Below are 12,412 nucleotides of genomic sequence, written 5' to 3'. Positions count from 1 at the left end.
CATGCCCCTGGGCACAGCACCATCTCGACACCAGCGAACAGGCCCGCCCGGGCAGCCAAGGGCCCCGGTGAATCACCGCGCTGAGCATGATTCACCCCCCGGGTGCACCCACCCGCGACCACGGCGCCCGGAACGGCCGCCCTCCTACCCGAACGGGCCCGCCACCGCCCCAACCACACCGACCACCACCACCGCGACCACGACAACCACCAAGACCACCACCGCGACCACCAACCCGGCCAGGGCCAGGACCAGCGGGACCAGAGCCCGGGTCAACCGGCGCACCCGGCCGCGGACCGCCTCGTCCGGGCAGTTCCACCACCGGCGCCACTCACCCACCAGCGCTCGCACCGTCGTGACCGAGGACTCCACCATCCGCCCTGGAGCACCCGGACACGACGAACAGCCACACACCCCACCCACCCGGGCCGAAGCCGCCGGGGCCGGGGCCGCCCGGGCCGGATCATCGGTCACGGGAATCACGGAGCCACTCCTCCAGGTCAGCTGCTTCACACCCGCACCCACCTACGCCACCGGGAACGGCAGTCGCCCACGGTTCCCAGGTCCGCCGTTCGCCGCGAGAGCCCGGTGCCGTCATCTTCCCGCACATCCAAGCCCGTTGGGCCCATTCGGCCCCGAGGGGCCAGGCCTGAATCTAGGCTTCTGCCATGGACGACATCGCCCGGCCCCCCAAGTCGAGCCGGATCCACTTCGCCGAACGGTTCACCACCCCCGCGATCGTGCTCGCAGCCGCGCTGACGGCCTTCCGCGAGGACGGCACATCGGTCCTGGCCGCCGCGGTCGCGGCCTGGCTCTGCGCGATCACCGCGCTGGCCATGTCCCTGGTCCACCAGTGGGACGTGTGCCCGCTGTGCCAGGGCCCGCCCGCGGCGGTGGCCAGCCCGCAGGCCCGGCTGCGCCTGGCCACCCGCCTGCACCGCCGCGGCCACACGACCGGCACCCGGGCCGCCGTCGTACTCGCGGCGGTGTTCGTCGTCATGCCCAAGCCCTACCTGCACGACCTGGGCTGGTGGCGGCCCGCCGTGGCCGCCGCCTACGCCGGAGCCGCGCTCTACCTGGCCCGCGACCTGACGCAGGTCACCGTCCATGGACGCCACCGCGAGGAGTGCCCCGACGAGCGATGCCGCGCCAGCCGGCGTCCCACCCCGCGCCCCTGGCAGAGCGTCCTGGCTCATCACGGCCTGTGGATCATGCTTGTCGCCGTTCCCGCGACCTGCGCGCTGGCCCTGACCGCCCACGGACGCACCGGCCTGCAGGTCTGCTACGGCACCGGCCTGCTGGTGATCGCCTACGTTCTGCTCATGGTCTTCGGCCACCACACGGACTCCCTGTGCGTCCTGTGCGCGGTGCGGCTGCCCGACAATGGCAGTGCCCAGGCGGAACGCCGCGGCACCTGGCTGCGCACCACCCACCGCACCCGCATCGCCGCCCCCATAGGGGTCGGGGCGCTGTGGGTTCTGTCGTGGGTGTTCGCAGCTACCACTGCCGGGCATCTGCTCCTGGCCCTGGCCGGACTCCTCCTGGTCGCGGTCCTGGTCCTCAACCGCGTCCACGGCCGTCTTCAGCCATGGTGCCCCTGGTGCCGGGACGAAGGAGGCAATACCCACATCCAGACGCCCGAACCGGCACCCGCCCAGCCCCTGCCGGTGTAGAGACTGCGGCCGTACCACGAAGCCGTCGGCTGATCGGAGGGCCCGCGACGCAGGGAGGCGACGGCACCGTGCCGTCGAGCGGCGCGTTCCCTGGCTGCCTGGCAACAGCCCGGTGAGCGGGTTGGCGGCGCCGGGGCCGCGAGGAACCCCCCGGCACGGCGGCGGTCAGCCGGCTTGTGGGCCATCTGGGCGGCCTGCGGCCTGGACTGTCTGCCGCTCGCGGCGGCGGGGCCTGCGGTGCCGGCGGGCGGCGGGCGGCAGTGCGTCGGCGCAGGCCTGCTCCAGTGCGGTGAGGAACGCCTCGGGGTGCTCGGTGGGCAGCCGGTGGCCGCCGTCGGCGACTACGTGGAGCCGGGAGGAGGGGATCTGCGCGGCTAGGCGCAGGGCGTGGACGGGCGGGATGGTCTGATCGTCGTCGCCGACCAGGATGTGCACCGGGATGCGTCCGAGCGCCTCGATCCGGCCGGCGACGTCGTGACGCATGATGGCCCTGAACCATCGTGCGGTGTGCTCGATCGGCGGCTGGGGGTAGGGGCGGGGCCGGAGGAGTTCGCGGATCCGCCCAGCCGGAGCCGGGGCACTGATGCACATGGCGGCCATCGCGTGTCGGGTGATCCCGACCAGGCGCCGCAGCGGCGGGTGCCGGGGCGCCGCGAGGTCCAGACCGCCGCTGGTGGTGGCGGCGGCGAGCAGGGCAGCGGTCACCTTGCCGCCGATCAGGTGCGGGTGCTGGGCAGCGAGCGCGAGGACCGCCATACCGCCCATCGAGTGCCCGGCCACCAGGACGGGCAGTCGACCGGGGGCGGTGGCCGCGATGACAGCCTTCAGGTCGTCCGCCAGGAGCGGAATCGAGGGCAGCGCCCTGCCAGCGGTCGAGTCGCCGTGCCCGCGCTGGTCGTAACGCACGATCCGGGTCCGTGGCCGCGACAGGTGGCGTACGTGCTCGTCCCACACCGAGGCCGCCGCTTGCCATCCATGAGCCAGAACCAGCACCAGGTCCGGATCGGCGGGCCCGTCGACGTACAGCGCCAGACGGGCCCCGTCCGGACGTAGCAACTCAACACGGGACGCACGGGACGCGGGGAACGCGGGCACGGTCAGCTCCTTCCAGACAGGGCGAGGGTGGCCTCCACGACGCCGGCACTGGCCGCGGGAATCGTGATCCCGTGTCGGCGCGCGATCGCCAGGGCCCGCCCGTTCGCGGCGCCGAACATCGCCGTGACACTCAGGCAGCCGGGATCCGCGGCCGCCGCCTCCAAGGCGCGGGCAGTGAGACGGGTGCCCAGCCCCTGGCCCTGCCAGGGGTCACCCACCAGGACCGCGAGTTCGAAAGCGCCGGGGGTGCGGGTCTTGAGCAGGTGCGTGATCGCGACGGCGGTCCGAGGGTCCTCCCGCAGTACGGTCAGCCAGCTGATGCCCGCCGCCGGGTGCACGAGCCTCGCGAACTCCGACGCCTTCACCTCCCTGCGCCCGGACGCGTACCGGGCGAATCGCGACTCCAGCGAGCAGCGGCGATGCAACGCGTTCACCGGACCCAGGTCACCCACCCCCGCCCGACGCGTGACGACCAAGGATGCGCCCTGCGGGAACCTCTGGGCGGATGATCCGGAACTCTCCGACGAAGCGAGCCGTCGGACCGACGACGAAGACTCCTCCAGTCGAACGGACAGCGCGATGGTCGGCGGGGAATCCGCTGGGGCGGACGGTGGGGTGGAGGTGACGTTTCGCGGGGTGGACAATCCGCTGCTCCTTCGTCTACGAGAAGGGCACGCCTGGAACGCCGGCGGGCCGGGGGCAGGGATAGGTTCGGGTTCCGCGCCTGTGGACAGAGCCCGGCCGGCGCTACTGGCCAGTCACCTGAGGCCCGACCCGCGACCCGCACGGCGTTGACGTCCTATCGCACGGCGCGCGGCCCGACTCGCGGGAGCGAGTTCCTTCTCCCATTCATCGTCGGGGACGATGACCTCTGCGGACGCGACCACACTCTCCCAGCGGGTCCCTCGGGCTCCCGCGCTCTCGCCTTGCGGTGTACTGCTCACTCCGGTCATCCACACTCCAAGTCCAGGCCAGTGATCAAGGGTCAGGCGGTCAGTGGTCGCATTCCACGGCACGACGATCAGGGTCGACGCTCCACATCGATGGCAGGGCAGCCCTCCGGGAACCGACTGTCGCAAGTCGACCAAGGCACGGCCGAGACGGGCCAACGGGCCCGGGATAGCGGACCAGGCCGGCAGTCGAGGCCACCGAAGCCTGACCGAAACGGGGGCGGCGGGTGGCGCGGCGTCCTGGCCCGAGGCAACCGGTTCCGCCCACGACAGGGCCGAGGAGCACCCACCGACCCGCCCCCGCCCACGGCCGGGAACAGCGCGGAACCGCTGCGGCCACCGGGCCAGGCCACCGCCCGCGGGAGCAAGGGACCGCTCCGGGCCGGACTCAACACCCCGACGTGAAGCGCCGTACCCGGACCGGCCACCGGCCCAATCAATGCGCTTCTTCGGCGGCGGCCTCGTGCAGCCGCAGACCCGTCGCCGCGAACGCCAATGCCATCGACTGCGCGGTCTGAAACGCAACATCCCTGCCCAGCGAGACCCGCCACGCCGCACTCGCGGCTCGCATCAACGCCTCACCCAGCACCGCCTGGTCCAGACCCGGCACGCTGCGCCGGAACTCAGCCAGCACCGCGGCCACCACCGGATCCAACGCCACCGCCGGCGTGACCCGCACCTCCTCGCGGACCTGTGCCGCCAGCATCTCCGTGTCATCCTCATAAGCGTTCATACAGACCATCCCACCACCCACCACCGACAATCCGCCCCGGCAGCAGACCCGCCGACACCCCGCCCGGCACCGCCGCCGCTTCTCTGCTGGCGAGATCTGCCGGGGTCCTACGCTGCTACCTTGTCAGCTCCGCCAGCCACCGGTGCCCGGGGTGCACCCGCTCCAGCCACCCTGCAAGGGCGTCGCGCCGCGCCCGGCCCAGCAGGGGCAGCACTCCCTCGAAGTCCGCCTGGTCCTTGGGCCGCGCGGCCTTCGCCTTGAAGAGCAGTACCAACTCCGGCCGCAGATAGGGGATCCCGCCCGCTGTCCGCTCGATGACCGCCTCGTACCCCAACTGCAAGCTCTCGTCGCGCCGGCAGATCCACGTCTCGCCCCGGTGCGGCTCACGGAAAACGTCGAACAGGAACCGGCCGCTCCCCGGATCCCGCAGCCAGGTCTGGTGGGTCACGGCCAGCACCCCGGCATCCGCTGCCGGCCAGACCCGCCCCGACCCCACCGCGTCGAACACGTACTCGGGAAAGCAGTCCCGGACCTCCGCGAACCCGGCTGCAGGCACCGCGATTTCCAGATCACCGTGCTGGCGTGACTGACCGCCTCGGAACAGATCCAACGCCCACCCCGCCGCGACACACCACGGCGCACCCACCGCGCCCAACCGCTCGGCGATTTGCTCCGGCCGCCAAGCGTGCGCCCACCGGGCATCCACCTCGACCGCATCGAGCACCAGGCCACCGGGCGGCAGGGAATCAGTCACCCGCGACAACCTACCCCCGGGCGGCACAGACGGCGGGGTGGCGGAACGCCTGGTTGGCAGCAGGGCCTGCCAGCCGGGCCGACGCCCCCAGCGGCGGCGGCCCGACGGCGGGATCCTTGCAGCTTCACCCCACCGAGCGACGGCGGGACGGAAACGGCTATTCCACGACGTCCAGTTCGGCCCCGTCAACGTCGATGCACTCGGGGTCGAAGCAGGTGTCCTCGTCCTCACCGTCGTGGGGCGGCAAGTGCCGCACGACCACGTTCCAGTACCCGCAGCGTTCGTCCCTGTGGAAGAACACACCCGCGAGCGCACGCCCGGCCGACGCCGCGTCGTCCCCCACGCAGTCATCGCACCTCGGGTGCTCCCGGTGCGGGCGCCAGTACGAGTGGACCTCCCCGCACGCAGTCCGCGACTCGAAACGCACCCCACACCCGCACACCAGCACCCGCACCGCCTCGACCGCCAACCCTCCCCCGCCCCGGGCACCCTGGTCCAGTAGTGCGCCGACGTGCCGGTACAGCTCCGATCCCCGGCTCCGGTAGGTGAGGTCCTCCAGGTAGCGTGCGCCATCCTGGGTGTTCAGCGCTCCCAGGACCACCCAGTGCTCGACCCGCAACACCCACGCACAGGCATCCCGGTTCACCCCTCCGAAGCCGATGAACCCTTCCAGGACGTCGATGTCCTCCACCTCGAACTCCACCGAGGCCAAGGTCCCGGCCCGGGCGCGCTCCAGCAGGTACGCGCCCCGCAGCTCCATACAGTCGCAGCCAGGGATGGCACACGGCCCGTGCAGGCGCTGGACATCGACATCGTTCACGGTCATCGGCACTACCCCTCGTCGTAAGGATCGGACAGACGCAAGCCTCCGTTCCGGTAGCTGTGGACAAAGTTCGCCAGCCCACCACGTCACGACCGACCAGCGACACCCGGCAGCGCGTCCCCGCCGGGCCATGAGCACCAGGCGAGCGGGCCGGACCTGAAGGACCAGTGCCGCGGCGGGCGCGAGCAGTGAGACGGCCCAGGTGAGACGCAACGGCCGAACCATCGGCCCACCCGTCCCCCAGGCCAGAACTGAGACGCACCCGCCGACACAATCCGGCGTCCCACCCGCTGACGCACCCCCAGCCAGCCCTGCAGCGAGCAGTCCAATCACGTCCGGATATTGGGCGCGCACGCGGCGGCCAGATCCGCCGCCCGCCCGAAGAGCCCCGACGCCGCCGGGCACGTCCCGCTCGCACCGGCCGGCGGGCAGCCCGCCCCCGCACCGGGCACCGGTGACCGGCCGCCCGCTCCAAGGCCTGTCGGGCACGCCCTCGCAGCAGCCCCGGTAACCGCGAGGCCGCCCGCACCTGCGGGTCCGCGTGGGTCCACGCCCTAGGCGTGCGCTGACGCTGCGTGGATTCTAGCTGGCTGGGTTGTCCTGCTGGAGTTTGTAGAGCTCTGCGAAAAGGCCAGCCTGGTTGAGGAGTTCGTCGAAGGTACCCTGTTCGCGGATGAGGCCGTGGTCTAGGACGATGATCCGGTCTGCGGACCGGACGTTGGCTAGACGGTGGGTGACGAAGACGGTAGTTCGGCCAGCCGCGAGAGCGCGCAGGCGAGTGAAGACTTGGTTTTCGGCTCGGGCGTCGAGGGCGCTGGTGGGTTCGTCCAGGATCAGGACAGCTGGGTCACGGTAGAAGGCGCGGGCGATGGCCAGGCGCTGCCAGTGACCTCCGGACAGGTCGTGGCCGCCCCACCAGGGTCGGGCGAGCAGGGTGTCGAGTCCTTCGGGGAGGGCGGCGATGGTGGTGTCGGCACCGGCTGCGGCTGCGGCGTCGTGGACGGCTTGGTCGTCGGCGGTGCGGGGCTGGCCCAGGGTGATGTTCTCGCGGCAGGCCATGGGCCAGCGGGTGTAGGTCTGGGGGACCATGCCGACGTGGGACCAGATGCTGGTGGGGTCGGCGTTGGCAAGGTCGGTGCTGTCCCAGGTGACGGTGCCGGTGGTGGGTTGGAGGAGGCCGGTGAGCAGGGTGGCGAGGGTGGTTTTGCCGGAGCCGTTCTCTCCGACGAGGGCGACGACTTCGCCGCGGTGGAGGGTGAGGTTGATGTCCTTCAGTGCGGGTTGGTCGGCGCCAGCGTAGGTGTAGGTCAGGTTCTGGGCGCGGATGACTGTTGGTCCGACCTGGTTGAGTTGGTGGCCGCCGCGGTGGGCGCGGTGTTCGTCGGCCAGGGTGAGGAAGCGTTTCCAGTCCTGGAGGTAGAGGCTGCTGCGGAAGAGTCGGGCGGCGATGGTCACGGCGCTGGCGAGGGAGCCGGAGGCGGCGTGGAGGGCCATGAGGGCAGTGCCGGCGACGGGGAGGGGGACGTGGCCGGTGGCGGCGAGGGCAGCGAGGGCGGTCCAGGCGAGGCCGGTACCCAGGCCTGTGCCTGTGGTGCCGAGGAGGCGGATGCGGGCGGCGTGGGTGACGGCTGCGGCGTTGTGGGCTTCGATGCGGTCGCTGATGTGGCCGTACTGGTCGATGAGGAAGTCGGCCATGGTGGCGGCGCGGATCTCAGCGGCGGTCTTGCGGTCGGTGATCGCGGAGCGCAGGACACTGCGCAGGCGCTGGTCGGACAGGGTCCGGTAGGCGGCTCGGTGTTCGATGCGGGCCGCTGCGACGGCGGCGATCCCGCGGGGGATGACAGCGAGGAGGATCAGCGGGAGCAGGATGGGCTGAAGCAGTGCGGCAACGGCGGTGGCGGTGGTGAGCTGGGCGAGGGCGGAGACCATGGCCTGGCTATCGGTGATCAGTTCTTGGGTGGCTTCAGCGCCGCGTTCGGATGCTTCCAGGGCGGTCTCGAAGCCCGGGGTGTCGTAGGCCGACAATGCGGCGCGGGTTGCTGCGAGCAGGGTGGCGGTGTCTGCGGCTCGGACGACCTTGGGGGCCAGGCGGGCGGCAGTGGCCTGCGCGTAGCCGTCGGCCAGGGCTCGCACCGCTGCGGCGGTGACCGTGACCGCAAGGGCGGGCATCGCCTGGTGGAGACGGTCTCCCAGGCCGTCGGTGGGGCCGGCTGCTGTCAGGAAGTGCGAGAAGACCCGTGTGCTTGCGGCCAGCAGCAGAGCCGAGGCCAGGGCTACAGCGAGCTGGGCGGCGGCCATGCGCAGCAGTGCCCGGTGGTCGGCGTTCCATCCCAGGCGGGCGGCTCGGCCGAGGGTTCTGGGGAGATCTGCTGCCATCTGGGCCCAACTGGCGGAGGCGATCTCCTCGTAGCGGGGATCGGACCGCAGGGTCATTACGGGCGGTGGGCCTGGGGCGGGTGGTGGTGCGGGAGGGATGCCGGTCACCTGAGCCAGTCTGGTGTCCCGGTGTGATCGCTCGCACCGTTTCGCCCCCTGTTCACCGCGTGGTGTCTGGTTGCTCCAGTGCGCGCAGGTAGCTCTCCAGCGCCAGGACTGCGTAAAGGCCGGCGTGGTCGTGGGCAGCTGCGTGGTCGGAGGCGGCTGTCCGGGCGGTGTGGGCGAGCCGGTCAGGGTCGATGAGGCCGGTGTCGGCCAGTCGGAGCTGCGGCAGCTGGGCCAGGAGGCGTGGGGCGAGGTGCTGGTGCACTGCTCGGGTCATCAGGTGCGCGAAGTTCTCTCGCAGCGGGGCGTGGACGACGTCGGCGGGCAGCAGGATGGCGAGGCGGTGGTGTTGGAGGCTCTTGTCGTGGCGCCACTGGTCTGGGAGCCACTCGCCGAAGCGGATGATCTGCTGGTCGGCGAAGGGGTGGACGGGCCAGATCCCCTGGCGGACTTGGAGCGGGTCGGCGCAGGCCAGCGCCTGCAGCGTGGTGCGGTGCACGCGCGGAGCGGGGGCTGTTCGCGACCGTGCTTCCTGGGCGGCCTCTCGGGCGATCGGAGTCAGCCATGGCCACAGTCCGCGGCGGCGTGGCGCGGCTAGGGTCGGGGTCGCGGGGGTGTGGGGTGCGCTGAACTCGTCGCCGCCGAAGCCGGTGAAGACCATGGTTATGTTGCTGCGGGCGAGGGCTTGAGCGAGGGCGTCGCCCATCTCCAGGTAGGGCTCCTCGTCCGGGCCGGCGGCCAGCGGTCGGGCCGTGCGCAGTGTGTCGGGGGCGTAGGGCAGGTGATCGCTGGCGTGGACGGTGATGTCGGTGCCCAGGCCCATGGTGTCGATCATGCGGGTGCGGCGGCGGGCCTGCTGCGGGCCGGCGTCGCCGCCGATCAGCAGGCCTGCTGGTGTCGTCTGACCTGGGTGGAGCTGGCCAAGGGTCATGGCGACGTTGGCGCTGTCGATGCCGCCGGACAGTTGGACGGCGACGGGCCGCGCGGATAGGGGGCGTCGGGTGCAGGCCTCGGTGAGGAGGGCGCCGAACACGGCGACGGGGTTAACTCCGAGGGCAAGGTCGCGGGGCAGGCCGTGCTCGGCCGGCTCGGGGTAGGCCAGGCGAAGGCCGTGGTGGTCGAAGGTGGCGGTTGCTCGTTCGGTGAGCATTCGCACGGTCTCGAAGAGGGTGTGCTGGGAGTAGGTGCGGGTTCCGCCGAGCAGAGCGGCCGCCGTGGCCTGGTCGAGACTCTTCAGGCTGCACTGGCGGTGCAGGTCCGGTAGCTGCCAGGAGGCGCGCAGCGTTCCGTTCGTGGTAGTGGTGAGGTAGAGCGGGAGGGTGCCGAAGGAGCCAGCCGTCATGGTGGCTTCCTGTGTGGTGGCGTCGATGACCAGCGTGGTGTGTTCCAGGCTCCACTGCGTGCACTGGGCGGCGAGGGTGTCCAAACGGGCTGGGCTGACGCAGGACCAGGTGTCGCTGGTGGTGCGGTGATCGGCGGCCCGTTCTCGGACGGACAGCAGGGTGCGGGATCCGTCTGTGGCCACCATGGTCTCCAGCGCTGGGTGGCGCAGCGCGGCGATGTCGCTGGTGCCGGTGGTCAGGTGTCCGTCGTTCCATGCCCACGGGGAGGAGAGGTCCGCGGTGGCCAGGGTGATGGTGAACATCGTGCTGTCCTCGCTCTCACGTTCGTCGCCCTGGACTGGGTGGGAGGTGGCGGGGGCCGGCCGCTGGAGGTGCGCGGCCGGCCCCTGTGGCTGGCGGTGGATCAGTTCTCGTCGCGGTAGCCCTGGTCCTCCGAGCCCTGCGGCTTGTCCTGGGCGGTGGTCGCGCCCGGTACCGCGGTGCGGGCCGGGCCGGTGAACACCTGGTTCAGGTCGGTCGGTTCCATGTCCAACTCCTGTCTGCGGTGCGTCGACGGTGTGCTGAGTCCATGTCAGCGCCGATGGGCGGGTCGCGGAAGAGACGGGCGTGGGAGTTGGCTGGAACACGCTGGGAGCAATATGGGACGCAGTTGGAACCCTGCCCCCGTGCCCGGCGTCAGTTGACGCCGAGGAGGTCGAGGACAGCGCGGTGGTAGACGGCGTAGACGCGAGGTAGTTCGCGCAGGTCGGCCTGCTCGTCGGTGCCGTGCAGCCCGGTGTAGGGGACGCCGAAGCCGGCGGTGGCTGCGATGCCCTCGCCTGCCAGGAAATTGCCGATGTTGGAGGGGCCGGCGGTCTTCTCGGTGACCGCCAGTGCGGCCGCGCGGGCGGCAGACACCAGTGCGGCGCCGGGCTGCTGCCCGGTGGTCAGTTGGAAGGGCGGCCAGACCGCGCCTGTGACCACGTCGGTGGCGGCCGGGCCGGGCAGCGCGCCGTCGACCTCGGCGATGGCCTTACGGACCAGGGTCTCCGCGTCGTGGGCGTCGAAAGCCGGGGTGAGGCGGATGTCCACGTTCAGGGTGCACAGGTCCGCGGTGACCGAGAAGCCTTCACCGCCGTGCACGGCGGTCACCGACAGCTTCGGAGACAACCCGAACGCAGCCCCTACCGGCGCGGGGGGCAGCTCGGCCCCCTCCAGGGCGATGACCATGCGCGCCGCGCGGGAGATGGCGGACACCGCACTGCGGCTGGAGCCGGAGTGCCCAGACGTGCCGTGGACGCGCAGGACCGCCCGCCACAGGCCGCGGCCGCCGACCACAACCTCGTCCAGGCCCGGATAGCCGATCATGACGCCGCTGGGCCGAACAACTGCCGGGTCGGCCAGATAGGCGCGGGCGCCGCCGAAGCCGCCGGTGTGCTCGTCCACGTCCAGCAGCACCGCCACCCCGCCCGCGAACCGGGCGGCGACCGCTTTGAGGTCCATGGCCAGGTGGCAGAACATCGAGGCCGCAAGCTTGGAGTCCGCGGCACCACGCCCGAGCAGCATGTGCCCGCGCACTTCTCCGCTCGTGGGAGGGAACGACCAAGCCGACTGGTCTCCGAATCCGGCGGTGTCCAGGCAGGCGTCCAGCGCCCACCACGGGCCCGGCCCGGCGCCGGCCACCTCGACCAGGAGGCCCACCAGCTCCCCGGCCGGGCTGCGCAGGCGCCGACAACCCAGATCCTGGCCGTCGAGCCAGTCCTCGACCACCGCCAGCACCGGCTCGTAGGAGTCCACTCCGCCCTGGCTGGGAACCTGCACCAGCCGCTGGGCCAGTCCGGTCACCGATGCCGAACGCTGCTCGGCCGCTCGCATCAGGTCGTTGATCATGCTGCTCCCTGTCCGTGTACTGGGCCGTGGCGCACCGGCAGGGCGCGCACCGCCTCGATCGTCTCCACCGGCCGCGCCGAGGCGCACGCCTCCCGGCCATGATGGACCAGGCCCACCGCGGCCTCGGCACCCACCCGGATCCCGCAGTCGAACCCCTCTGCACCGTTGAACGAGGGCAGCGGCAGCACCGCGGAGCTCTCGGAGGCGACGAAGAACCGCTCCAGCGCCTGCTCCGGCTCTACGAGGCCGATGTGCAGGGTCTTCACGCCGTTGCGACGTGCCGCGGGATCACGAAGTTCCAGTAGCCGCACCAGATGCTCAGCCAGCACGTGGTGCCGCGGCGGCCCGTACAGCACCCGGTAGTGCACCAGGTCCGGGCGCTGCGCCACCGTGGTCTCGATACCTGCCAGGTAGCTCTTCTCCCGGGAGCGGGATCCGGTGACCACCAGCACCTCCCGGGCACCAGCCACGACCTCCCCCATGGCCTCGACCAGGTCGACGTACCGGGTCAGCACCTGCACGACCACCGCCGTCCCCGTCGCCTCGAGCACGCTCTCGGCCGGGCCGTCCTGGTGCGCGAAGAGCACTTCGGCGCGCTCCCCGTAGAGCTTGCACAGTCCTGCGCGGTTTCGTGATCCGGTCCGCCTGCGGCCCGACTCCCAAGCGCTGAGGAGGCTCGCGTCCGCCGACC

The 12,412-nt window shown here is 71.7% G+C and carries 12 protein-coding genes; 1 reads left to right on the top strand and 11 read right to left on the bottom strand.

All coding sequences use genetic code 11. From position 1 onward, the window contains the following. Positions 1–144: 144 nt before the first annotated feature. Entirely contained in the window at positions 145–375 is a 231-nt protein-coding gene (locus tag ABH941_RS29575; protein WP_370132628.1) for a hypothetical protein, read from the bottom strand. 293 nt (positions 376–668) lie between these two features. Here ABH941_RS29575 and ABH941_RS29570 point away from each other — a divergent pair, with 293 nt between their 5' ends. Further along, positions 669–1,673 (top strand): hypothetical protein, encoded by a 1,005-nt coding sequence (locus ABH941_RS29570; protein WP_370132627.1) that lies wholly within the window; start codon positions 669–671, stop codon positions 1,671–1,673. A 165-nt stretch (positions 1,674–1,838) separates the two neighbouring features. Here the strand turns inward: ABH941_RS29570 and ABH941_RS29565 are convergent, their stop codons facing one another. The 10 genes from ABH941_RS29565 to ABH941_RS29520 all read right to left on the bottom strand — a co-directional run bounded on the left by ABH941_RS29565 (position 1,839) and on the right by ABH941_RS29520 (position 12,308). Continuing rightward, positions 1,839–2,768: an alpha/beta fold hydrolase gene (locus tag ABH941_RS29565; protein WP_370132626.1), complete on the bottom strand. Its 930-nt coding sequence runs from the start codon at positions 2,766–2,768 to the stop codon at positions 1,839–1,841. Between the two features lie 2 nt (positions 2,769–2,770). Further along, positions 2,771–3,202: a GNAT family N-acetyltransferase gene (locus ABH941_RS29560; RefSeq protein ID WP_370132625.1), complete on the bottom strand. Its 432-nt coding sequence runs from the start codon at positions 3,200–3,202 to the stop codon at positions 2,771–2,773. Positions 3,203–4,154: 952 nt separating this feature from the next. Further along, positions 4,155–4,451 carry a hypothetical protein gene (locus ABH941_RS29555; protein WP_370132624.1) on the bottom strand — a complete coding sequence of 99 codons (297 nt, stop codon included), beginning with the start codon at positions 4,449–4,451 and terminating at the stop codon, positions 4,155–4,157. 115 nt (positions 4,452–4,566) lie between these two features. Further along, positions 4,567–5,205, bottom strand: a complete 639-nt coding sequence (locus tag ABH941_RS29550) for a hypothetical protein (RefSeq protein ID WP_370132623.1) — start codon at positions 5,203–5,205, stop codon at positions 4,567–4,569. Positions 5,206–5,362: 157 nt separating this feature from the next. Then, a complete protein-coding gene (locus ABH941_RS29545; protein WP_370132622.1) occupies positions 5,363–6,031 on the bottom strand; it encodes a hypothetical protein in 669 nt (222 codons plus the stop codon). A gap of 579 nt (positions 6,032–6,610) precedes the next feature. Then, entirely contained in the window at positions 6,611–8,461 is a 1,851-nt protein-coding gene (locus tag ABH941_RS29540) for an ATP-binding cassette domain-containing protein (RefSeq protein WP_370132621.1), read from the bottom strand. Between the two features lie 103 nt (positions 8,462–8,564). After that, positions 8,565–10,154 (bottom strand): asparagine synthase-related protein, encoded by a 1,590-nt coding sequence (locus ABH941_RS29535; protein WP_370132620.1) that lies wholly within the window; start codon positions 10,152–10,154, stop codon positions 8,565–8,567. A 101-nt stretch (positions 10,155–10,255) separates the two neighbouring features. Beyond that, entirely contained in the window at positions 10,256–10,378 is a 123-nt protein-coding gene (locus tag ABH941_RS29530) for a hypothetical protein (protein ID WP_370132619.1), read from the bottom strand. A 149-nt stretch (positions 10,379–10,527) separates the two neighbouring features. Further along, positions 10,528–11,721 carry a M20 family metallopeptidase gene (locus tag ABH941_RS29525; RefSeq protein WP_370132618.1) on the bottom strand — a complete coding sequence of 398 codons (1,194 nt, stop codon included), beginning with the start codon at positions 11,719–11,721 and terminating at the stop codon, positions 10,528–10,530. Continuing rightward, positions 11,718–12,308 (bottom strand): XRE family transcriptional regulator, encoded by a 591-nt coding sequence (locus ABH941_RS29520; RefSeq protein WP_370132617.1) that lies wholly within the window; start codon positions 12,306–12,308, stop codon positions 11,718–11,720. The genes ABH941_RS29525 and ABH941_RS29520 overlap by 4 nt, the downstream gene beginning before the upstream one ends. Positions 12,309–12,412: the final 104 nt, after the last annotated feature.

This window comes from Streptacidiphilus sp. EB103A (genome assembly GCF_041261405.1).
Classification (GTDB): domain Bacteria; phylum Actinomycetota; class Actinomycetes; order Streptomycetales; family Streptomycetaceae; genus Streptacidiphilus.
The sequence above is the reverse complement of the archived record's forward strand: the minus strand, read 5'-3'. Positions and strand labels throughout refer to the sequence as shown.